Source organism: Massilia oculi (assembly GCF_017582745.1).
GTDB classification, from domain to species: Bacteria; Pseudomonadota; Gammaproteobacteria; order Burkholderiales; family Burkholderiaceae_D; genus Telluria; species Telluria oculi_A.
In genome coordinates this window covers 1-20,664 of the sequence record NZ_JAFVIM010000040.1, presented here as the reverse complement: position 1 = coordinate 20,664, position 20,664 = coordinate 1, and the positions used below count along the sequence as shown (strand labels likewise).

The 20,664-nt window shown below is 59.2% G+C and carries 20 protein-coding genes; 10 read left to right on the top strand and 10 right to left on the bottom strand.

Going from position 1 to position 20,664, the window contains the following annotated elements:
• Positions 1-63: 63 nt before the first annotated feature.
• Entirely contained in the window at positions 64-393 is a 330-nt protein-coding gene (locus J3U95_RS26920; RefSeq protein ID WP_005670903.1) for a hypothetical protein, read from the bottom strand.
• Between the two features lie 1,140 nt (positions 394-1,533).
• On the opposite strand from J3U95_RS26920, the gene J3U95_RS26915 reads away from it, so the two are divergent.
• From J3U95_RS26915 to J3U95_RS26890, 6 genes are all read left to right on the top strand, one after another.
• A complete protein-coding gene (locus tag J3U95_RS26915; protein ID WP_109343472.1) occupies positions 1,534-3,393 on the top strand; it encodes a copper resistance system multicopper oxidase in 1,860 nt (619 codons plus the stop codon).
• A gap of 623 nt (positions 3,394-4,016) precedes the next feature.
• Entirely contained in the window at positions 4,017-4,757 is a 741-nt protein-coding gene (locus tag J3U95_RS26910; RefSeq protein ID WP_040778337.1) for a copper resistance protein B, read from the top strand.
• Between the two features lie 105 nt (positions 4,758-4,862).
• On the top strand, positions 4,863-5,240 hold the full coding sequence (locus J3U95_RS28910; RefSeq protein ID WP_109343470.1) for a four-helix bundle copper-binding protein: 378 nt from the start codon (positions 4,863-4,865) through the stop codon (positions 5,238-5,240).
• 84 nt (positions 5,241-5,324) lie between these two features.
• Complete coding sequence (locus J3U95_RS26900) at positions 5,325-6,827, top strand: calcium-binding protein (RefSeq protein WP_005670894.1); 1,503 nt, start codon at positions 5,325-5,327, stop codon at positions 6,825-6,827.
• A 139-nt stretch (positions 6,828-6,966) separates the two neighbouring features.
• A complete protein-coding gene (locus J3U95_RS28850; protein WP_081590007.1) occupies positions 6,967-7,533 on the top strand; it encodes a c-type cytochrome in 567 nt (188 codons plus the stop codon).
• Between the two features lie 80 nt (positions 7,534-7,613).
• Entirely contained in the window at positions 7,614-8,063 is a 450-nt protein-coding gene (locus J3U95_RS26890; protein ID WP_005670891.1) for a DUF305 domain-containing protein, read from the top strand.
• A gap of 312 nt (positions 8,064-8,375) precedes the next feature.
• Here J3U95_RS26890 and J3U95_RS26885 read toward each other — a convergent pair whose 3' ends face one another.
• The 8 genes from J3U95_RS26885 to J3U95_RS26850 all read right to left on the bottom strand — a co-directional run bounded on the left by J3U95_RS26885 (position 8,376) and on the right by J3U95_RS26850 (position 14,822).
• Positions 8,376-8,819 (bottom strand): YybH family protein, encoded by a 444-nt coding sequence (locus J3U95_RS26885; RefSeq protein WP_005670889.1) that lies wholly within the window; start codon positions 8,817-8,819, stop codon positions 8,376-8,378.
• 25 nt (positions 8,820-8,844) lie between these two features.
• The gene (locus J3U95_RS26880; protein ID WP_208281582.1) at positions 8,845-9,783 is read right to left on the bottom strand and encodes a CopD family protein; all 939 of its coding nucleotides are present in this window, start codon (positions 9,781-9,783) and stop codon (positions 8,845-8,847) included.
• 1 nt (position 9,784) lies between these two features.
• Positions 9,785-10,150 (bottom strand): copper homeostasis periplasmic binding protein CopC, encoded by a 366-nt coding sequence (copC, locus tag J3U95_RS26875; protein WP_005670885.1) that lies wholly within the window; start codon positions 10,148-10,150, stop codon positions 9,785-9,787.
• A 75-nt stretch (positions 10,151-10,225) separates the two neighbouring features.
• Positions 10,226-10,582, bottom strand: coding sequence for a copper-binding protein (locus tag J3U95_RS26870; protein ID WP_005670883.1), 357 nt, complete (start codon positions 10,580-10,582; stop codon positions 10,226-10,228).
• 32 nt (positions 10,583-10,614) lie between these two features.
• Positions 10,615-11,058, bottom strand: coding sequence for a DUF411 domain-containing protein (locus J3U95_RS26865; protein WP_005670881.1), 444 nt, complete (start codon positions 11,056-11,058; stop codon positions 10,615-10,617).
• 23 nt (positions 11,059-11,081) lie between these two features.
• Positions 11,082-12,473 carry a multicopper oxidase family protein gene (locus J3U95_RS26860; RefSeq protein ID WP_109343467.1) on the bottom strand — a complete coding sequence of 464 codons (1,392 nt, stop codon included), beginning with the start codon at positions 12,471-12,473 and terminating at the stop codon, positions 11,082-11,084.
• 18 nt (positions 12,474-12,491) lie between these two features.
• Positions 12,492-13,859, bottom strand: coding sequence for a TolC family protein (locus tag J3U95_RS26855; protein ID WP_005670877.1), 1,368 nt, complete (start codon positions 13,857-13,859; stop codon positions 12,492-12,494).
• A gap of 534 nt (positions 13,860-14,393) precedes the next feature.
• The gene (locus J3U95_RS26850; protein WP_040778120.1) at positions 14,394-14,822 is read right to left on the bottom strand and encodes a hypothetical protein; all 429 of its coding nucleotides are present in this window, start codon (positions 14,820-14,822) and stop codon (positions 14,394-14,396) included.
• Between the two features lie 497 nt (positions 14,823-15,319).
• On the opposite strand from J3U95_RS26850, the gene fdx reads away from it, so the two are divergent.
• The 3 genes from fdx to J3U95_RS26835 all read left to right on the top strand — a co-directional run bounded on the left by fdx (position 15,320) and on the right by J3U95_RS26835 (position 18,327).
• A complete protein-coding gene (gene fdx / locus J3U95_RS26845) occupies positions 15,320-15,658 on the top strand; it encodes an ISC system 2Fe-2S type ferredoxin (protein ID WP_109343465.1) in 339 nt (112 codons plus the stop codon).
• A 69-nt stretch (positions 15,659-15,727) separates the two neighbouring features.
• Positions 15,728-18,145 (top strand): heavy metal translocating P-type ATPase, encoded by a 2,418-nt coding sequence (locus J3U95_RS26840; RefSeq protein WP_370659806.1) that lies wholly within the window; start codon positions 15,728-15,730, stop codon positions 18,143-18,145.
• Positions 18,142-18,327 carry a hypothetical protein gene (locus J3U95_RS26835; RefSeq protein ID WP_040778113.1) on the top strand — a complete coding sequence of 62 codons (186 nt, stop codon included), beginning with the start codon at positions 18,142-18,144 and terminating at the stop codon, positions 18,325-18,327. Before J3U95_RS26840 ends, J3U95_RS26835 begins: the two co-directional genes overlap by 4 nt.
• Before the next feature lie 104 nt (positions 18,328-18,431).
• On the opposite strand, the gene J3U95_RS26830 is transcribed toward J3U95_RS26835, so the two are convergent.
• Complete coding sequence (locus J3U95_RS26830) at positions 18,432-18,965, bottom strand: hypothetical protein (RefSeq protein WP_157225732.1); 534 nt, start codon at positions 18,963-18,965, stop codon at positions 18,432-18,434.
• A 309-nt stretch (positions 18,966-19,274) separates the two neighbouring features.
• Here J3U95_RS26830 and J3U95_RS26825 point away from each other — a divergent pair, with 309 nt between their 5' ends.
• Positions 19,275-20,348 (top strand): DNA-binding protein, encoded by a 1,074-nt coding sequence (locus J3U95_RS26825; RefSeq protein WP_307728416.1) that lies wholly within the window; start codon positions 19,275-19,277, stop codon positions 20,346-20,348.
• Positions 20,349-20,664 lie beyond the last annotated feature (316 nt).

Sequence of the window (20,664 nt, the reverse complement as noted above, 5' to 3'; positions counted from 1 at the left end):
ACATCCTCCGCGAATGAAAACGAGCGCCGGCAACTGGCCGGGCACATGCCAGACGGGAGGTGGTCAGACTCGGATACGCAGAGTTCGCAGGTAGGGCGGGTCAGCGTCCGGCGCGGGGAGGTCGCCGAGCCAGGGCAGGGAGACCGCAAGCGTCGAGACGGGTGCGACGATCCGAACGAGGCCGGCGGGAGACAGCAGGCTCAGCGCAGGAGCCGGGTTATGGTGGTCGACGGACGCCTTGGTGTCAGCCGAGAACTCGGCACAATGGACGGGGCGCTCCATGTCCATGCCGGCGCAGAGCTCCCCATCCATCATCTGCATGGGCGCCTGCTTGCCGACTATCTCCGGGCACACGTACGATGCCATCGCCATGCCCGACGTCATGAAGGTCATGACGAGGAGAAGTGCAATGCATCTGAACAGTGCGGGGAAGGAGCGTCGCATCGGGTTTGGAAAGGTAACGGCGGTCCGTGACATTCTAGCCGTATTTCACAGCTTGATACGTGAGACGGATGAAGAAAAGTCTCACTTCTTAACTAGGCAGCCGACTAGTCGTGATCTTCGCTTAACACGGATGTGGCCTTCCCCCACCTCGCTCGAATGTTACCTATGCGGCCCTCCAGCAATGCTCAACGCTACATGCAGAATGCCGCGCGAAGGGAATAGACGACCGCAACGTCTCGTTCGACGATTTCAAGGTGTAACGCGACCGCAGTAGGGAACGTTGTGTTTACCTTGCGTGTTCGCTTAGGCAAGTACCGATTGACTCAAAGCAGCTTTACATCGCATTCGAACAAGTGGCCCGTCGAGTGTGGCGTGCTTGGTGCCCGTGCGAAACGTGTGGAATGGTGTTCGATGACCATGCTAAGGTTGCCATATGCACCACCGGTTAAAAACCTTCTTGCTTTGCCTATTGTTCGTGACCCTGCCGATACAGAGTATCGCCGGGGTCGCGCAGTTCGCTTGTAGCATGGCGCATCATCAAGTTGACCCCGACAGCGCTCAACAAGTTGTATATCCCACGCCTGAAATCTCGGCGAACCTTAGTGATATCGTCACCTCTGGAGACGACGCTGCGTCTGGCGATTGTGAGCGCATGCGTAGTCACAAGGGCGCGAATTGCGGAACATGTTCCGGGTGCTGTATTGGTAGCTATGCGCCTCCACCAGTTTTCAGCCTCGCTGCTGTGCAAGATTCGGCTGTAACTGCCAAGCCAAAAGCCACTTTCTCCTTCACTGGTCATTTCCCGCCACGGCTGGAGCGACCGCCACGATCCTCTCATTCCCTCGCATCATAGTAGGCTGGTCCGCGGCGTGCCTGTTCCTCGATTCAAGCATGCCAGGGCAGCGCTGGCCGTTGGACAATCTGTTCCATCAAGCTGATGCCGAATCACGCCGTACTTGCTACTTCATTAGTGGCAGTATTGGCTGGCCTACTTTGCGCACCCATAGCCAAAAATTTTTGACGAAGCCCGATGCGTTGCATTCCGCATTCTGGGTCGTCAAATGATCTATCGATTAATCGGAGAACCAGATGAATTCGTTCGATATCGACGCTAGCTGCAATAGCAACTGGCGCCGCCGCTTCCTGCAGGGTGCCGGTGCAGCGATCGGTCTTGCAAGCTTGAATCCCCGTTCACTCTTTGCGCAGCCTAGCGACCGGGGGACTCTGCGCGGGACCGACTTTGACCTAGTGATCGCTCCCATGCCCGTCAACTTTACGGGCGCCGCGCGGATCGCTACCGCGGTAAATGGCCAGGTTCCTGCCCCGATTTTGTGTTGGAACGAGGGCGATACCGTGACCATCCGGGTCACCAACCAACTGCAGACCGTTAGCTCCATCCATTGGCATGGAATCTTGCTTCCGGAGGAAATGGACGGCGTTCCGGGAATAAGCTTTTCAGGCATTGCGCCAGGTCAGACCTTCACCTACCGGTTCAAAGTGCAGCAAGCAGGCACATACTGGTATCACAGCCACTCAGCCTTCCAGGAGCAGACAGGATTGTACGGTCCGATCGTTGTGCTCCCAAAAAACGGTGAGCTAGTTTCGGCCGACCGTGATTACGTAGTCATGCTGTCGGACTGGACCGACGAAAAGCCTGAGCGCGTACTCGCTAATCTTAAAAAGATGAGCGACTTCTTCAATAACAAACAGCCGACGTTCGGTGAGTTTATGCAAGATGCCCAGCGCATGGGTGTTTCGGGCGCGGTTGAAAAGCGCAAGATGTGGAATCAGATGCGCATGATGCCGACTGACTTCAGCGATGTCACGGCTAGCCGGAACATCAGTAGCGCACTAAGGTACCTGATCAACGGCTCGACCTCAGAGAGCAACTGGACTGGAATATTCAGCCCTGGCGAGAAGGTTCGACTTCGGATCATCAATGGTTCGGCAACGACTATCTTCGATCTGCGCATTCCAGGTTTGAAAATGACCGTCGTTACCGCCGACGGGCAGGATGTGGAGCCGGTGACGGTCGACGAGATTCGTGTTTCGGTAGCTGAAACCTACGATGTCATCGTCGAGCCGACTGAAGAGCAGGCTTACACAATCTTCGCTCAGTCCATCGGCCGCTCCGGATCGGTACGCGCAACCCTCGCACCCCGCCAAGGGATGCAGGCACCTGTTCCGGAAATTGACGAGGCACACTGGCTCACTATGGTTGACATGATGGGAGCAATGGCCATGTCGGGCGCAAATGGCGGCCACGGCGGCCATGGAGCAATGCAAAACTCGTCCTCATCCAGTACGGCAAGTCGTGAGGCCATAGCGACGCACCAAAACCATGCACAGGATGCGCCGACAGCGGCTGACTCGCATGCAGGCCATGGCCAGTCGACGACAGCATCGACGTCCAAGCCAGCTCAAGCGCCGAAGGTACGTCATGCGCGAACTGAGTATGGCCCGGGCGTTGACATGCGTGTTGACATGCCCAGGACGAATCTGGACGACCCTGGCGTGAACCTGCGGGATAACGGCAGGCGGGTACTGACCTATGCAGACTTGCGTACGGTTGGAGGACCAGTTGATCCTCGGGAGCCCACGCGGGAGATTGAACTGCACCTGACAGGGAACATGGAGCGCTTCATGTGGTCGTTCGATGGCCAGAAATTTTCGGAGTCCCTGCCAATTCATTTCAGGTATGGCGAGCGGTTGCGCGTTGTGCTTGTCAACGACACGATGATGAATCACCCGATCCACCTGCACGGGATGTGGAGCGAGCTTGAATCTGCAACCGGACAATTCCAGGTGCGCAAGCACACCATTAACGTTCAGCCCGCGCAACGCGTCAGCTTCCGGGTGACCGCAGATGCGCCGGGCCACTGGGCTTTTCACTGTCATCTGCTTTATCACATGGAAGCCGGAATGTTCAGGGAGGTAGTAGTGTCATGAAGAATCAACTGAGGAAGCCGATTCCTTATGCCTTGGTGATCGCCTCGCTTTTTTCGCAGAATGCTGCCGCGCAAGCGACTGCGTCCGTCCAGCAGGTCCCCTCGGTGCAATCATTGACGGGGGACACTCACTCGACAATGGATCATGCGGCCATGGGTCACGTGACACCGCCGAGCTCTCCAGCTAAGCCTGTTCTGCAACCAGCAGTGCCTGCAAAACCAGATGCCAGACAAAGTTCTGGACAAGCAGCTCATTCTGTCCCAACGGAAGCAAAGACATCACGGGCGGAACAGCAGAATCAGCAACAAGGACAAGGATCTGAACATACTGGCCATCATACGACAGCTCCAGCCAATCGCTCAGGCACGCCTACGGCTCCGGAACCAGGAAACGTTGGGCAGCCGGTAAGAGAGCAGAGCCCGGCTTCAGGGCACGCAGGACACGCGATGCCAGCGCAAGCAAGTCCGACAGTGCAGGGGCAACGCAACGCGCCTCAAGCGCAGAATATGGATCACTCGGCGATGGGCCATGCACCGCCCCCCGGAGCGTCCGCCAGTAACGCCCATGCTGGGATGGATCATGCCGCCCAAGCCATAGTTTCGCCCGCCGCCGGCGGACAGGACATGCAGATGGGGCGCATGCAAGGCGGTCCACCGCCGGCCGACGCGCGCGACCCGAACGCGTATAACGAGGGCACGAAGTTCGCGCACCTCGGTAATCATGAGATGAACGACAACGCGCCATTCTGGAAAGTCCTGTTCGACAAGGCCGAGGCGGCGAAAGGCGACGGTGAGCAAGGCCAGAATGTGGAGTTCGAGGCCTGGTATGGCAACGACTACGACAAGGCCTGGGTGAAGGCGGAAGGCGAGCGCCGTGGCGAGGCACTTGAGTCGGCGCGCACTGAGCTCTTATGGGACCGGGCGTTTGCAACATTCTGGAGCACGCAAGTAGGTGTCCGGCACGATAGCGGCGAAGGCAAAAGCCGTAACTGGTTAGCCTTTGGCGTGCAGGGCCTGGCTCCCTACTGGTTCGAGACCGAGGCGACAGCGTACTGGCGTCCTGGCAGCGGCTTGGCAGCACGCCTGAGTGTCAAGTACGAGGTTCTATTCACTTCCCGACTGATCCTTGAGCCCGAGGTGGAAGCGAACCTTTACAGCCGTAGCGATCCGGAACGTGAGATAGGCAGCGGCCTGTCCGACATCAGCGCGGGCCTGCGGCTGCGTTATGAAGTCACACGCCAGTTTGCACCTTACATCGGGGTGACATGGAGTCGGCAATTCGGCGAAACCGCCGACTTCACGCGCATTCGTGGGCGGGGCCAAAGCGAGGTGCAGGCTGTTGCCGGCATCCGGTTCTGGTTCTAGTTCTGGATTGAGTAAATAAAGAAGCGAATTCGTATGAGACACGCTGAAAAGCGTGCGGGATTAATGGAAGAGGCAACCTTTCAATGAACGCTTAAGGAGAAGATCATGATCCAAAATCAGTTCCAATCGTGCATTCAGGCTTGCTACGAATGCGCTCAAGCCTGTGACACATGCGCTGCGGCCTGCCTTCAGGAACCGGATCCAAAGATGATGGCTCGCTGCATCGAACTGGACAACGAGTGCGCTGCGATCTGCCGTCTTGCTGCGCAGCTCATGAGCCGCTCGACCGAGCACGCAATTCAAGTGTGCCAGCTGTGTGCCGACATTTGCGAAGCTTGTGGGGACGAGTGCGCGCAGCACCAGGCGCAGCATTGCCAGGATTGCGCTGCCGCATGCCGCCGTTGCGCACAAGAGTGCCGAAACATGAGTCAGTCGGCCGCTGGAGCCGCATCGATGTCTGGATCGCAAATCGGATCCCACTAAGCGTATGGGCTGCAGTCATCGATGGGATGAAAACCGACTGTAGCCCCTTTTTGGAACAAGTATTGCATTCAAGGAGAGCAGATTATGGCAAATAACATGAACAGGGCAAAGGATGCACAGGATGCGGGCGCCCGGGCATTGGAGCGGGTTGGAGCACAGCACGCAAAACGTGATGGCATCTCTTTTGATTTCGACGCTGGTAGCGCCCCTTATGACTATGCAATCCGTGTCGGCACTGGCGCAGTCAATACATTGTCGGGCAGCGAAACGCGTGATTATCTGTGGGGCCTGGGCGGCGATGATGCGCTCGATGGCGGTGCTGGTGAAGACAATCTCTTCGGGGACGCAGGCGCCGATCTGCTCGTCGGCGGCGATGGTGGCGACCGGATGATGGGAGGGATGGGTAATGACCGGTTGTATGGAGGTGCTGAAGCAGACGGTCTGATGGGAGGAGCGGGTAACGACTTGCTTGACGAGGGCGAGGGCCATGGCGACCTCAACGGCGGCGCCGGCGACGACATCCTGATCGGGGGCTTGGGCGCGGACGCTTTCATGATCTCGCCCGACAGCGGCAATGACGTCATTCGCGACTTCACTGCTGGGCCAGGAATGTTCGATCACCTCGCGATCAACGGCCTGAGCTGGGCGGACCTTTCGTTTGCCGACACTCCCGACGGTGTCAAGATCAGCTGGGACGGCGGTTCGGTGCTCATGAATGGAGTGACAAAGGCGGATTTATCGCAAGACGATTTCATGTTTGCCGAGTCTCCTGAGCTTCCACCCTCCTCACGCCCGGCTGACGCTCCTACGCCTGAGCGGCCGACTATGAGCGAAGAAGGACCTGTGATTAACGGTTCGGACAGAAGCAATCCAGCGTTTGATCGCATCGCTGATGCAATGTTAAGGCGTGATACACCGGTGCAGTTCGGCTTTACCGGTGATGAAACCTACAGGGTGAAAGTAGGTACGGAGGTCGCAGACACCTTCGATGGGGCCGAGACATGGGATCACTTTTTTGGTCGCGATGGCAACGACCAGCTCTTCGGCAATGGTGGTGACGATATCCTCCAAGGCGACGCAGGCGACGATAGCCTGGAAGGTGGCGCAGGGTCTGATAGGCTCGACGGCGGGATGGGTAATGACCAACTTGACGGTGGCGATGCGGAAGACGAGGTCATGGGAGGGGACGGTAACGACGTCATCGATGCGGGCGCTGGTCACGACATGATTGAAGGCGGCATGGGTAACGATACCATACGCGGCGGTACTGGCGCAGACGCATTCATGGTCATGCCTGACAGCGGTAACGATGTCGTACTTGACTTCGAAGCGCGTGGTGCTGCCCAAGGGGCTTTCGATCACATCGCATTCATCGACATCATGCCAGACCAGGTATCTGTCCAGGATGCGACGGCTGGTGCCTTGATCTCGTGGGACACGAATGGGGATGGCGCGGCGGACGGTTCGGTCTTGCTGCAGGGTGTCTATATGGCGGATCTACGCCAGTCCGACTTCATGTTTAATGAAGAGCCTGCCTTTATCGCTGGGGTAAGTACGGTTGGCTCTAATTACGTCTTCCCGCTGTAAGGCCAGACGCCTTGCATGAGCTGTCAGTGACATCTTAGGCATCTTTTAATGCTTTAGATGTCACTGCTTAAAATTGCTATTAGCGTAGTATCGGGGAAGGTAAAAACACAACTTAAGTTTCCGTTCTTTGAGGTGACTGATGGTGGCATTGAAAACATTGCTTCTGGCGGCCGTGATAGTAATTGCCGCTGGATTCGCGTTTATATACTCTGGCTTATATAATATTGCGGCAAATGATATGCATACGGCGCCAGTCCGTTGGGCGCTTGAAACTACGCGCAACCAGTCAATTGATCGTCGTGACGACAGTATAAGGGTCCCTGCCGATCTCGCTGACATGCGACGAATCGAGAACGGCGCGAGGTCGTACGCAGCAATGTGCCAGATATGTCATCTCGGGCCTGGTGTCGAGCCAACGCCAATACACCTTGGGTTAAATCCGCAACCACCTTTATTTACCAAAGAAAATAGCCATCAGTCAGACGAGAGTTTGTTTTGGATTATAAAGAACGGTATCAAGATGACAGGGATGCCTGCGTGGGGAGCGACACACAGCGATAAAGAGCTATGGGATATCGTTGCTTTTCTCAAGAAGCTCCCTGAATATTCAATCGAGCAGTACGAAGATCTTAGTGGTCGCGCGGAGCACAACAGTAACCCGAGTTCGACACATGCGAATGGAGATTCCCCCGCTCATTCGCACTAGCAGTTTATTCCATAAAAAGCACTCGCACTGATGAATCTTCGAGCCTGAAGATTTTTTCACTCAACATGACAGGAGTAGCCATGAATAGTTATTTGCGGTTCGGTACGATGATTGCAGCATCTACGGTGGTAATGTTTGGCTTGATGTATTTGAACGTCTATGAGTCGGCGCATATATTTTTCAGCGAAACTCGGCTGTATATGGCCTTAGTGATGGGCGCGGCAATGGCGGTAGTTATGCTCGGATTTATGCTCGGCATGTACTCAAATAATAGGCTCAATGTAGGTATCTTTGTCGGCAGCATCGTATTGTTTGCGGTGGCGTTATGGCTGGCACGCAGTCAGAGCACAGTCGATGACGTGTCTTGGATGAAGGCAATGATTCCTCACCATTCGATTGCGATCTTGACCAGTGAGCGAGCGAATATTTCCGATCCACGCGTGCAGAAACTCGCTGATCAAATCGTCGAATCGCAGAGGAGGGAAATAGCGGAGATGAAAGCTCTTATTCTAGAGCTTGAGGGAAAATGAAACGCTGCGAGATCTGAATTTTTTGCCAAAAAAATATGTGTAAGACACCGTCGAGACACGGAATGTCTTTGTTCAGGTCCAATTTTTAAAAGCGGAAGTGATTCGAGGCAAACGAGGAGATAGAGCGCGGTAGAGGCTGATTTTCAGGTAAGCGCCATCTTGTTGTGCGTTGCGTACATCGCTGCGCGCGTATCACAACAGGGGACATCTGATGCTGAGTTCACTGTGTTTTGCTGGATTCGCCGTCAGATTTCGCTGTACAAGCGAGGAGCAATGCTCCTCGTTTCGAAGTATCAGGCGCAAGGCTTGCGATTACTTAGCCTTCCTAGAGGACCAATGCACGTGCACGATGGACCAGATATCGCCCTTCTTTTCGAGGACCGCCGTGCCTGTTCCGAATACGTGCACTGGTTTGCCTTTAGAAGTGCCCGTGGTTTCAGTTTCCTCCCACACGACGGCAGTATTGCCATCGATGCGTTCGGTCTGCTTCAGTACCTTCCGCGTCGAGTTCTTTGCGAATTCCATGTCGCCGCCCAGATGATGGCTCGCATATTCATCGCGCGAACGCTCGACGTAGCCCGATTCATAGATCGCAATTTCCGGGGACAGCAGGCTGAGTGCTTTCGCCTTGTCGCCGCTCGTGAGGGCATCATGGAAGGCTGCGAGCGCCTCTTTCGGTGACGCCGCCAGACTCGCTGCGGAGACCGCGAAGAGTGCAGCGCTCAGGACGAGCGCTGGAATGGTTTTCTTTTTCATTATTATTCCTTGGAAGATGAAGTCCTCACGACGCCGTCGGCGGTGAGGTGGAACTCAGGACGGCTGCTGCGACGAGTACGGCCACCAGGATGCATGCCTCGACCTGAAGGATGAGAGCAAACCTCCCATCGGCGCCGCCTTCCGGCTTTGGCTTGCGCAGTTGTGCCAGCAACTGGGGCATCACGACGAACCGGTTCAGGCCACCCAGTGCCGCTGCGGACAGCACCAGTCCGATCTTGATGAGCAGGGTCGTCCCATAGGGATTGCCGAATGCGTTCTCGAAGCTTCCCAGTCCGCGCCAGGCGCTCAGCACACCCGTGATGAAGATGCCGACGAGGGCGACGGTAGCCGATGTCGACAGCGACTTCACGAAGCGTGCGCATTCGCCGCGGTTCTTCGACTCCCATTCAGGCTGGGTGCGCAGCGTGACCAGGCCGGCCACGATGACTTCGCCGATCCAGATGCTGATCAACACGAGGTGGACCCAGTCGACGAGCACAGCCCAGGTGAAGTCGCCAGCGGCGCTGGCGTGGCTCACCATGCTGCGCGAATAGAGCAGTACGCCCAGGGCAACCGCACGCACCAGCGCGGCTGCGGCACCCGGCCGTTCGCCATGGTGTGCCCGGAGGGTGAAGACAACGACGAGCAGCGCCGCTGCGCCGATCATCCAGGCGAGTCCGTAATGCGTCGCGGTGATGACGGACCGCACTGCGGGAAAAGCCTCGCTTATCGGAACCTCCGCCATAGATGCCGCTTCGAGCCACAGGACCGCGACATACGCCACCGCTGCCGCCGAGACCGTAAGAAGCATGAGCTTGCGCAGTCGCGGAACCATGCCGATGCCCCATGCCGACCGTGCGCTGCGCAGCCAGATATGGGCTGCACTGGCGCCGACAAGTATGGCCATCGACAGGTTCAGGACGACCGTGACGAAGCGTTGTGCCAGTGCGAGGTCAGCCTCCATGTCACTTTACCCGGAAGTCGAATTGGCCTTTGACCTTGTGACCGTCCCGTGTAACCGTGGACCATTGAACCCGCCAGGCCCCGGAGTGCAGGGCCGGAACGGTGGCGACCAGCACCTTGGGATTCGCATCGTCGAGGGCTGTCTTGCTTGCCTCGACGACCGCGCCTTTCTCGTCAACCAGTTTGACCTTGCTGAATGGCAGCTCAAGTTGCTCGCTGAACTGCAGGCGCACTTGCGAAGGCGCCGGGCTCACTATCGCATTCGCTTGTGGCGACGACGACTCGAGTTTGGCGTGTGCGGACGCGGCGGAAGTCGCCACCAGTCCGGCTACCGCTACTGCCGCTGCAAAGAAAGATTTGATTTTCATGCTGGTCTCCTGGGAGGCTCGCCAAACGCGGTTCAAGCGTACCGAGCCTCCGGTTGATGGATGGGCTCGGTGGGCTTACTGGGCCGCCTGGAGCTGGACGATCGTGACCGCGCCGTTGACGCGGTCGGCTGCGAACTTGACCTTGTCGCCCGCCTTTACCTGGTCCAGCATGGCCGGGTCTTTAACCCGAAACACCATGGTCATCGCTGACATGTTGAGGTTCTTCAATTCGCCATGGCGCAGCGTGATTTTGCCGGCTTCCTTGTCGATCTTCTTGACTTCGCCATCGGTGAGTTCAGCCGTCGCCGGCGCCGCGTGGCCAGCATGAGCGTCATGAGCACCATGGGCGCTGTGCGCGCCGTTCTGGGCGGTGGCAACGGACGCTGCGGCGGCCAGGGTGATTGCGAGAGTCAGTTTCGAGAGTGCGTTCATGTTCATTCCTTTCGTTCGTGAGGAAATACTGTTCAGTTGTAGTGCTTGAATACTTTGGTACTGCCGTCGGCCTGTACCAGCAGGACGTTGTACGGATCCTTGCGCGGGCCCTCCATGCCCGGAGAGCCGAGCGGCATCGCGGGAACTGCCAGCCCTTTTGCCTTGGGCTTCTCGGCAAGGAGGCGCTTGATGTCGCTGGCAGGGACGTGGCCTTCGATGGCATAACCGCCTACCATCGCGGTATGGCAAGAGCCGAGTTCATTCGGGATCCCGCCACGTTCGCGGTAGTCCGAAGGATTGTCGACGTTGGCCACCCTAGTCTGGAAGCCGTTCGTTTTCAGGTGCTCCACCCAAGCGGTGCAGCACCCGCACGAGGCGCTCTTGAAGACGTCGATAACCGGTGCGGCCGCCATTGCGAGCGCCGGAGCGCACAATGCAGCGGCGAGCGCGATCTTGCTTGCTAGTCGTCGGATCATGGGTTCGTCCTTTCCTGTTGCGATCAGTGATGACCCTTGTGGCTGGTCGGCTTGCGGACGGTGACTTCGACGTCCCCAGGCTTGGCAGCGGGCATCGCCTGGCCGCCCGCGCTCTGGCTGCGCACTGCGGCCGGCGGCTCGCCTTTCCACTCGTAGGCGACGGTGCCGGCGGGGTGCTTGTACCAGCCCGGGTCCTTGTAGTCGCCCGGCTTCTGGTCCTTGCGCACCTTGAGCACGGTGAACATGCCGCCCATCTCGACGCCGCCGAAGGGACCCTGGCCGGTCATCATCGGCAGGGTGTTCTCCGGGAGCGGCATTTCCATGTCGCCCATCGAGCCGCCTTTCTCGCCCATCACCATGTAGTCGGGCACGAGCTTCGTGATTTTCTCGGCGACGCCGCGGTGGTCGACGCCGATCAGGTTCGGCACGTCGTGTCCCATCGCGTTCATGGTGTGGTGCGACTTGTGGCAGTGGAAGGCCCAGTCGCCCGGCTCGTCCGCGATGAACTCGATGGCGCGCATCTGGCCCACGGCGATATCGGTCGTCACTTCCGGCCAGCGCGACTCCGGACGGGTCCAGCCGCCATCGGTGCCGGTGACCTCGAACTCATGGCCATGCAGGTGGATTGGGTGGTTCGTCATCGTCAGGTTACCGGCGCGGATGCGCACGCGGTCGCCCTGGCGCACGTTCATGGTGTCGATGCCTGGGAAGGCGCGGCTGTTGAAGGTCCAGATGTTAAAGTCGAGCATCTCGTTCACGCGCGGCGTGTAGCTGCCCGGCTCGATGTCGTAAGCGTTGAGCAGGAACACGAAATCGCGGTCGACGCGGTGGTGGGCCGGATTCTTCGGGTGCGTGACCCAGAATCCCATCATGCCCATCGCCATCTGGACCATTTCGTCGGCATGCGGGTGGTACATGAAGGTGCCAGGGCGCCGGGCGACAAACTCGTAGACGAAGGTCTTGCCCGGCTGGATGCCCGGCTGATTCAGGCCTGTGACGCCATCCATCCCGTTCGGCAGGCGCTGGCCGTGCCAGTGGATACTGGTGTGCTCCGGTAGCTTGTTGGTGACAAAAATACGCACACGGTCACCTTCGACCACTTCGATGGTCGGCCCCGGGCTCTGCCCGTTGTAGCCCCACAGGTTCGCCTTCATGCCGGGCGCGATCTCGCGCACGACCGGTTCGGCGATCAGGTGGAACTCCTTGACGCCATTGTTCATTCGCCAGGGCAGCGACCAGCCGTTCAGGGTAACGACGGGGTTATACGGCCTGCCGTTGGGCGGCGGCGGTGGCGGCTGCGTGGCGGCGCTGGTCATGACCGGGGCTTCCGGGAGGGTGGCCGCGCCAGCGCGGCTGACCAGTCCGGCGCCGACCAGGGCGGCTGCGCCAGTGAAAAAATCTCGACGAGAACTCATTGCTGATTCAATCCTTGTTTAATGTTCGGCGGCGGCTTCGGTGGACGCGGCGGAGGAAGCCATGGAGAGCGACGAACCGCCGCTGCCGCTGATGGCGGCCTGCAGATCCGTTTCCGCGATCCAGAAATCACGCTGGGCATCGATGGCCGCGTTCACGCCCGCTATCTGTGCGCGTGCGTCGGCCAGCAGTTCGAACACGCTCATGAGCATGCCGTTGTAGCGAAGCAGACTCTCTTCGGAGATCTTCTTGCGCAGTGGTACCAGCTCATCGCGGTGCTGCCTGGCGACGTCATAGGTGGTCCGGTAAGCTGAATACGCTTCGCGGACCTGCGACCGGGCATTGATGGCGGTATCGGCGGTGCGGTGGACCGATTGCATGTACAGCGCCTCGGCCTTTGCGACACGTGCGCCTCCCCAGTCGAAGATCGGCAGGGCGAGCTCGATCTCGTAACCGTTCTCACGTGGCGCGCCGGATGTGCTCTTGTTGACGTAGCCAGCGTCGAGCACGTTGATGACGCCGGTTGCCTTCGTCAGTCCCAGGGCGCGCGCGGTCGACTCGGTCCCAAGCTTTGCCAGGCGCACATCGAGGCGCTGCTGCATGGCGAGCGACTCGATATTGCCTGCCTCACGTGGCGCCGCCGGCAGCTCCGGCAGCTTGTCGGGAAGCTGGAACGTCGTGTTCTCTCCCCACACACCCATCAGCCGCGCAAGCTGCTCGCGCGCAGCGGTCGCATTGTGGCGCGCGCGCGCAAGCTGGGTCGAGGCTTCGCTCGAGAATGCCTGTTCGCGCGCCTGGTCAAGGGCACTCAGGTGTCCGACCTTGGTCATGCGTTGCGCCAGCTCGGCACTCGCGCCGGCCGCCTCGCGGACCTGCTCTGCGTAGCGCGCCGACTGCACAGCGGCAACAGCATTGAAGTAGGCCTTGCGAGTGTCAAGCGCGAGCCGGACCGCTTCGGTTGCCGCGACCAGCTTGGCGCTCTCGAAGCGGCGCGACTCGATATCGCGGCGGATCGGAATGGTCACCAAACCGACGAGATCGAACATGACGCTGCGTTCGATCTCCGTTTCGCCGCCGCCGGACATGCGGCCAAAACTGAAACCTGGATTAGCCATTCGGCCCGCCTGCACCAGGTCCGCCTCGGCGACACCCAGCTCGGCGAGCGAGGCGCGCAGGCCCCGGTTGTTGATCAGGGCAATGCGAACGGCACTGTCGGCGGTGAGCGGCTGTTTCAGCAATTGGTTCAGCTCGTCCTGGATGGCCGCGCCATTGGCATTCGTCTTGGGCAGGCGAACGTCCTGGCCGGTGCGCTCGGCGGTCAAGGATGAGACTGCGTCCAGGCCGCCGTCCTTGGAGAACGTCGCGCAACCGCTCAACGCGAGGGCCATGGCAGCTGCCGCGACGGCACGCATTGTGGGAATTGAAAGCTTTGTTGTCATTATGTGTTCGGCTTAATGATGTTTGCTGTGATCCACAGGCGCAGGACTGGCCGGCTTCGCTGGCGACGTGGGCGCTGGTGCGGACGGAGCCGGCGCTTCTTTATGGCCGTGGTGATTCTGTTCACCGCCGTGGGCACCATGTCCCGCGTGTCCCGGCGCTCCGGCAACGGCATCGTTTGCGGCGCGCCAGGATTTGTCAGGCGTGGCCTGGTCGGCCTGCGGCGCCGGCGAAGATCTGGTGATGACCGATTCGTACACGGTCGGTGGCACTGCGACGGCGGGGTCTGCAGGGTCTGGCAGCGGACGGGATTGCTGGGCGTGCGCGTACATCGGCAGGACCAGCAAGGCGCCTATAGCGGCGGCCAAAAGCTTGGAGGTCATGGACAATCCTCAAAATCGGTAACAGGGCGTGCACGGGCACGCACGAGTGCTCAAGAGCGACGACGGCGCCGCCAAAGGACAGCGGGTCAGCTCTTGTTACGATTAAGCGGATTGGTGCCGGGGAGGGCGTTGAGGGCCGTCCTGGATGAAGCCAACGGCGAAGGCCGCAGGAGCAACGACGACTGCGTTGGAGCCGTCGAAAGCCGGGACAGCGAAATGAGTGGAGGGTGGCGCGACGGCGCCCAGGCAGAACGCGGAGCACGCACTGCAGGTGGAGTGCGGCTTTTTACCTGCCTTGGAGTCTGCCGGATCGGCGTCGACCAGGGAGTCGTCCGACTGGCTTGCATGCTCGCCACCGTGATGAGCGTGCGCATCGGCCATGTGCTCGTGGGACTGCATGCCCGGATCAATCGAAATCTGGCTGGACTGCTGGTGAGCCGGGCCGCACGACATACGGTTGGCCGCAAGCGCGTGCAGCGGAAGCACGGCCAGCAGGAGCCAAACCAGAAATGTCTTGAGTGCGCGGTTCATAGGTGTCGCGAGTATAGCACGACATTTTTTGGCCTGAAGCAGCTCTTAAGGCTGACTAAAGTCAGGGCGACAGGTACGCCGCATTGGCGAGATATGCAAACAGGGTGCGTCAGCGCACAGCATGGGTCGTCGGACTTCTTCCAGAATCGGAAATGGACGCGCAGTGTTTTCCTACGTCGCACGCGGCGCCGCTTCACCCTGGAAGGCATGCCGCTACCTGCGCCTTCGTTCAGCGGAAATTCCGCTTGACCTTTCCATCATTGGAAGGTTTACAGTGGAATAGTCCACTTTCCGGAGGCGTTTTATGTATGAATCCACCCGTCGCGAGGCCCACAGCTCAGACAAGCGCGTGGCCGCAATGCCAAGTACAGGCCTGCGCGACTTCGCGCGTGCGAAGCAGGCAGGGAGTGCCCTTTCCGATTCGGACGAGACGCCAGTGACACCACGCTGTCTGTTCTGCCGGTACCGCAGTCCAGGTGCCGGAAAGGAGTTGGCACATGCCTAGAATTACTGTGTTACCGCATCCTGAGTGCGCGCCTTCCGGCGCATCGATCGTGGCCGCTCCCGGCACCAGCATTTGCGACGCGCTGCTGGAGAATGACGTCGACATCGAGCATGCATGCGGCAAGGTTGGTGCCTGCACGACGTGTCACGTCATCGTAAGGGAGGGATACTCGTCCCTCGTCCAAGCGAGCGAGGATGAGGAAGACATGCTCGACCGGGCATGGGGCGTGGAGCACTTGTCCCGGTTGTCGTGCCAGGCCATTGTCGCGGAGGCGGATCTTACGGTCGAGATCCCACGGTATTCCCTGAATCACGCCAAGGAAAACGGATAGACATCACAGGTCGCGCACCGCTTGCGACAGGCGGGCCGCGCGAGGACAATGGTTTTTACTGGAGCTGCCATGAAACATGAAGTGCATGATCACGTCGGTCACCAGCAGAAGGGCCACGAATGCCACCACGCGCACGGGCATCATGCCGTCGACGCCTCCGGTGCAAGCATGGCCGGTGCATCCCAACATCATCCGACTGCTGCGTCCGATAAGCCCTATACCGATCCCGTATGCGGGATGAACGTTGCCGACCGGCCGGATCGGCGCGTCGAGCACGACGGCGTCCTCTATCACTTCTGCAGCGTGAAGTGCATGGACAGGTTTCGCGCCGATCCCACCAGCTATACGGAGAAAGGCGCCCCCGCGGCTATGCCCGAGGCGCCGCCAGGGACGATCTACACCTGCCCGATGCATCCGGAAATCCAGCAAGCCACCCCGGGTAATTGTCCGATATGCGGAATGTCCCTGGAGCCGATGCTGCCGTCGCTGGAGGATGAAGAGAATCCGGAACTGGAGGACTTCCGCCGTCGTTTCCGGTGGACGCTGCCGCTGACGGTCGTCGTCACCATCCTGGCGATGGCAGGGCACCGGATCTTCAGCGGAGGCCTTGCTTACCAGAGCTGGATCGAGCTCGTCCTCAGCACGCCGGTCGTCCTGTGGGCCGGGTGGCCTTTCTTTGTCCGTGGTGCGCAGTCGTTCAAGAATCGCAGCCCCAATATGTGGACCTTGATCAGTATCGGGGTCGCCGCGGCGTATGGTTACAGCCTGGTTGCGACCGTGTTCCCGGGCCTGTTTCCGTCGAACTTCGCGATGCACGGCCGTATCGGCGTCTACTACGAGGCCGCCGCCGTCATCGTTTCGCTGACCCTGCTCGGTCAGATCCTCGAGCTGCGTGCACGCTCGCAGACATCGGCTGCGATCAAATCCTTGCTCGGCCTTGCGCCGAAAACGGCCAGGCGGATCCGCGCCGATGGCACCGAGGAAGACATCGAGCTTTCGCACGTCCACATCGGCGATTCGCTGCGGGTCAGGCCTGGCGAGAAGGTGCCGGTCGACGGGGTGGTCCTGGAGGGCGAAAGCGCGGTGGACGAAGCCATGCTCACTGGCGAGCCGCTACCGGTGACGAAGCGCCCCGGCGACAAGGTCATCGGCGCAACCATCAACACTAGCGGCAGTCTCGTCATTCGCTCCGAGCGCGTGGGATCGCAGACCATGCTGTCCCAGATCGTGCAGATGGTCGCGCAGGCGCAACGTTCGCGGGCGCCCATGCAGCGCCTGGCCGACGTGGTGGCCGGCTATTTCGTCACCGTCGTCGTGGCCGTCGCGCTGCTTACCTTGATCGGTTGGGGGCTGTTCGGGCCCGAGCCCAGCTGGGTCTACGGCTTCGTAAACTCCGTTGCGGTCCTGATCATCGCCTGCCCGTGTGCATTGGGCTTGGCGACGCCGATGTCGATCATGGCCGCGACAGGCCGCGCCGCCACCCAGGGCGTGCTGTTCCGCGATGCCGCGGCGATCGAAGCGATGCGCAAGGTCGATACGTTCATCGTCGACAAGACCGGCACGCTCACGGAAGGGAAACCTGCGTTCGACCGGGCGATCGCTGCCCCCGGGTTCCAGGAAGTCGATGTTCTACGGATCGCGGCAAGTATCGACCAGGGGAGCGAGCACCCGCTGGCACACGCCATCGTCGCGGAAGCACGCAGGCGGAATCTGCCGCTGCACAAGCCTGAAACCTTCGAATCGTCCAGTGGGATCGGTGTACGGGGCACAGTGCAGGGCGAGCGGGTTGCGTTGGGCAATACGGCGCTCATGGACACCGAAAAGGTCGACTGGACGCCACTACAGAAGGCCGCGGAAGAGCTTCGACAAGTCGGTGCAAGCGTCATGTACCTGGCACTTCAGGGAAAGCTTGTCGGCCTGATCGCGGTGTCTGATCCAGTCAAGGCGACGACGCCGGAAGCGCTGGCGACGCTGCGCGATGCCGGCATGACGGTGGTGATGGCGACCGGAGATGGCGTGACCACGGCGAAGGCGGTCGCGTCGAGGCTCGGGATTTCGGAGGTCTACGGAGAGGTCACGCCACAGGATAAACTGGCCCTGGTCGAAAGGCTGCAGCAACAGGGCAAGGTAGTGGCAATGGCCGGCGATGGCATTAACGATGCCCCGGCGCTGGCGAAAGCGGACGTTGGGATTGCAATGGGTACCGGTACTGACGTCGCCATCAATTCGGCACACGTCACACTCATCAAGGGCGACTTGCGTGCCATTTCGCGATCGCGACTTCTTTCGTTGGAGACTGTGCGCAACATGAGGCAGAATCTCGCCTTCGCCTTTGTTTACAACGCCATGGGAATTCCGCTGGCCGCAGGTCTGCTTTATCCCTTCACCGGGCAGCTACTATCGCCGATGATCGCCGCGCTGGCCATGAGCCTGAGTTCGGTATCGGTGATCGGTAATGCACTGCGCTTGAGGGGAAGTACCACATGAACCTGGTTGTTACGGACGAGATGCGGGATCTGACGGTACTGGTCGGGGTTATCTTTGGCATCATCGCGGCCGGGTTCATCGCTTACGGCGAGGTTCAGCGACGTCGCGGCCGCAAAAGCCGGACGAAAGAAACCAATACGCGTGGCAGAAGGAAGCCTGGCAGGGCCGGCAAGAGCAGGTAGTGCGCAATTTCGCTGATCGTCTGGCTGCGGCGGACTCACAATGTGCTCAGGCGGGCGAGGACCACTCGTCCGGTCGTAAGGTCGGGTCGCTGGAGCCTAGGGGCTTAGCGCACAGCGAGGACCGACTTCCGGATACTCTCGGCCCCAGACGGCATTGCGCCGCACTCAAGCGCTAACTTGTGGAACTCTTCCGCGGCCTCGTGTGGATTAAGCCGAGCTGATCGCACAGCGGCACGTGCAGCAGGAGCCAGGTCGTTGATGTCCCCATAGGTCAAATGCCCGGAGAACGACATGGCCTCCGTGAATTTCGCGACGATATTCGGCGGAAGGGCAGGGCCATAAATGAAGTATTCGAGAAACTTCAGGAAATTCCCATGAGCATAGATTTCAGTACCTGAGATGCCGTTATTCTCGAAAACCTGCTGACGGGATTTCCCGCGCCCTCCTGGATTGCGCTCGGGATCGGTGAAGTATAAAAGCCGCACCTCGGGGATCGCACCGCGTTCCAATAACGACTCGGTCAGGCCTGCCATCGGCATAAGAGACGCACGGAGCTCATCATGCGATGTGTAGCGGAACCTGATTTGGTTCAGGAGATCGGTCTCTCGCTCGGTCAGTTCGATGTCGGGTACTCGCAAACCAGAACCCCCTTACAAGATGAAAAAGCGACCAGCTCGACCTATAGCCTGCTATTGCTGCCTGCCAGTGTAGCAAAGACTAATTTCTTACGGTAGCTGAGCAAAAGGCCTTTGCTTCGTCGATATCTCCATGTTGTGGCTGCAGTTTTAGATCCCGCGGCTGTTAGACGGAGAGTGGCAGCCCGCGACGCTTCTCCAGCCAGCGCTTGAGCATATTCGACATTATAGGAGTAATGTCATATTTTCAGAGGAGGGCGCCGGTTTCGTTACGTTTTACGTAGTATTACGGGACTACGAAAAGGGGGGTATATGCTCGAGAATAGGCAAAGCACAGCCTCTATGCAGGCTGACATTGATTGCCTGCGTGATCGGTTTCCACGCACTGCGGATCTCTATAGGGAAGCTTGTGCCGTTATGTTCTTCAGGTACGGCGTGACTCCAACAACGAACGCTCTCTATCAGCTTGTTCGGAAAGGGAGTATGTCTGTTCCAAGCGAAGCATTGAAAAGGTTTTGGAGTGACTTGCGTGAACGGGCAAGGGTCGACCTTCAGCATGCGGACTTGCCCGATCAGGTAAAGCAGTCGGGCGGCCAGCTGATCGGTGAGATCTGGGCGCTAGCCCAAAAGGCTGCTGACGAGTCGATCATTGTATTGCGGCAGAGCGCAATGGTCGAACGCGACGCTGCCCTGGCCGAAAAGGACCGTCTGGAAGATGACATCGCTCAACTGTCTGCCCAGCTCAAGGACGGCCGCGATCAAATAGCAGCAGCTGAGGGGACGATCGTAAAACAGCGGGATGAACTTGGCGCGGCAGCAGCAGCCCAGCAAGAAACGGACTTGAGACTGAATGAGGCTAGAGCTGACATTGAAACGTTGCGCGACCAGATAAGTTCGATGTTAAGAGAGCGCGCGGCGGAGATCGAGAAATTAACTGACCGCATCCTTCAAGCTGAGCAGCGTTACACCGATCTGGCGAAAAGAACCCTGGTTGACCTGGACAAAGAGCGAACTGCGGCGACGAAACTGCAGAAGCAACTCGACGCCGAGCGCCGGACGTTCGCGTCCCGCATTGAAGAAATCCAGTCCGAGGCACAGCGGGCTCAGTTTCATCTTGCCCGACAAGGCCAAGAGCTCAGCGCCTATATGACTAAGGCGGAACTACTTGCCGACGAGCGAGACCGAGCGGCTAGCCAGACCATGAGAACCGCATTTCAGTGCGGGGAACTGGAGAGCCAGCTCGCTGCAGAGCGAGCAAAGGTTGCTGAGTTGCGTGAACAACTCGAGCGATTCGCCAGCACATCGAAACCAAGCAGGCGGGAGCCGCGCTCGACGCCTGTAATCCCTCGCCAGCGGCGTCGACCCGGCAGCAAACAAGACAAATAGATTGCTAGCGTTGAACGAAGTTCGATACCGATCGAAACAGCAGACTGGCTGCGAGCTTGGAGTAGGCGGTGTAGCGTTTGCTCTCGGAATTCGCGCGCTCGAGGTGTACTTCTGACCGCTTTAGACGAGCTCAGGCTGCTTCTCGTTTTGGCCGAGCCCTGTAAAGCGATTTCATCTTCTGCTTCGCTTCTTCTGGTAATCCCCCCATTTTTAGAGCACGCTAAAAGTAGAGGTTAAGCGGCGAGCGCCAATTTCTGTTTTGGCGTAATACCGCCGAGCGCCATGTTAGGCCGGTCGTGATTGTAGGTCCACAACC

What these genes read in the sequence shown, in the direction of transcription:
- J3U95_RS26920 (WP_005670903.1), bottom strand. Translation starts at nt 393, where the DNA reads ATGACCTTCATGACGTCGGGCATGGCGATGGCATCGTACGTGTGCCCG.
- J3U95_RS26915 (WP_109343472.1), top strand. Translation starts at nt 1,534, where the DNA reads ATGAATTCGTTCGATATCGACGCTAGCTGCAATAGCAACTGGCGCCGC.
- J3U95_RS26910 (WP_040778337.1), top strand. Translation starts at nt 4,017, where the DNA reads ATGCAGATGGGGCGCATGCAAGGCGGTCCACCGCCGGCCGACGCGCGC.
- J3U95_RS28910 (WP_109343470.1), top strand. Translation starts at nt 4,863, where the DNA reads ATGATCCAAAATCAGTTCCAATCGTGCATTCAGGCTTGCTACGAATGC.
- J3U95_RS26900 (WP_005670894.1), top strand. Translation starts at nt 5,325, where the DNA reads ATGGCAAATAACATGAACAGGGCAAAGGATGCACAGGATGCGGGCGCC.
- J3U95_RS28850 (WP_081590007.1), top strand. Translation starts at nt 6,967, where the DNA reads ATGGTGGCATTGAAAACATTGCTTCTGGCGGCCGTGATAGTAATTGCC.
- J3U95_RS26890 (WP_005670891.1), top strand. Translation starts at nt 7,614, where the DNA reads ATGAATAGTTATTTGCGGTTCGGTACGATGATTGCAGCATCTACGGTG.
- J3U95_RS26885 (WP_005670889.1), bottom strand. Translation starts at nt 8,819, where the DNA reads ATGAAAAAGAAAACCATTCCAGCGCTCGTCCTGAGCGCTGCACTCTTC.
- J3U95_RS26880 (WP_208281582.1), bottom strand. Translation starts at nt 9,783, where the DNA reads ATGGAGGCTGACCTCGCACTGGCACAACGCTTCGTCACGGTCGTCCTG.
- copC (WP_005670885.1), bottom strand. Translation starts at nt 10,150, where the DNA reads ATGAAAATCAAATCTTTCTTTGCAGCGGCAGTAGCGGTAGCCGGACTG.
- J3U95_RS26870 (WP_005670883.1), bottom strand. Translation starts at nt 10,582, where the DNA reads ATGAACGCACTCTCGAAACTGACTCTCGCAATCACCCTGGCCGCCGCA.
- J3U95_RS26865 (WP_005670881.1), bottom strand. Translation starts at nt 11,058, where the DNA reads ATGATCCGACGACTAGCAAGCAAGATCGCGCTCGCCGCTGCATTGTGC.
- J3U95_RS26860 (WP_109343467.1), bottom strand. Translation starts at nt 12,473, where the DNA reads ATGAGTTCTCGTCGAGATTTTTTCACTGGCGCAGCCGCCCTGGTCGGC.
- J3U95_RS26855 (WP_005670877.1), bottom strand. Translation starts at nt 13,859, where the DNA reads ATGGCCCTCGCGTTGAGCGGTTGCGCGACGTTCTCCAAGGACGGCGGC.
- J3U95_RS26850 (WP_040778120.1), bottom strand. Translation starts at nt 14,822, where the DNA reads ATGAACCGCGCACTCAAGACATTTCTGGTTTGGCTCCTGCTGGCCGTG.
- fdx (WP_109343465.1), top strand. Translation starts at nt 15,320, where the DNA reads ATGCCTAGAATTACTGTGTTACCGCATCCTGAGTGCGCGCCTTCCGGC.
- J3U95_RS26840 (WP_370659806.1), top strand. Translation starts at nt 15,728, where the DNA reads ATGAAACATGAAGTGCATGATCACGTCGGTCACCAGCAGAAGGGCCAC.
- J3U95_RS26835 (WP_040778113.1), top strand. Translation starts at nt 18,142, where the DNA reads ATGAACCTGGTTGTTACGGACGAGATGCGGGATCTGACGGTACTGGTC.
- J3U95_RS26825 (WP_307728416.1), top strand. Translation starts at nt 19,275, where the DNA reads ATGCTCGAGAATAGGCAAAGCACAGCCTCTATGCAGGCTGACATTGAT.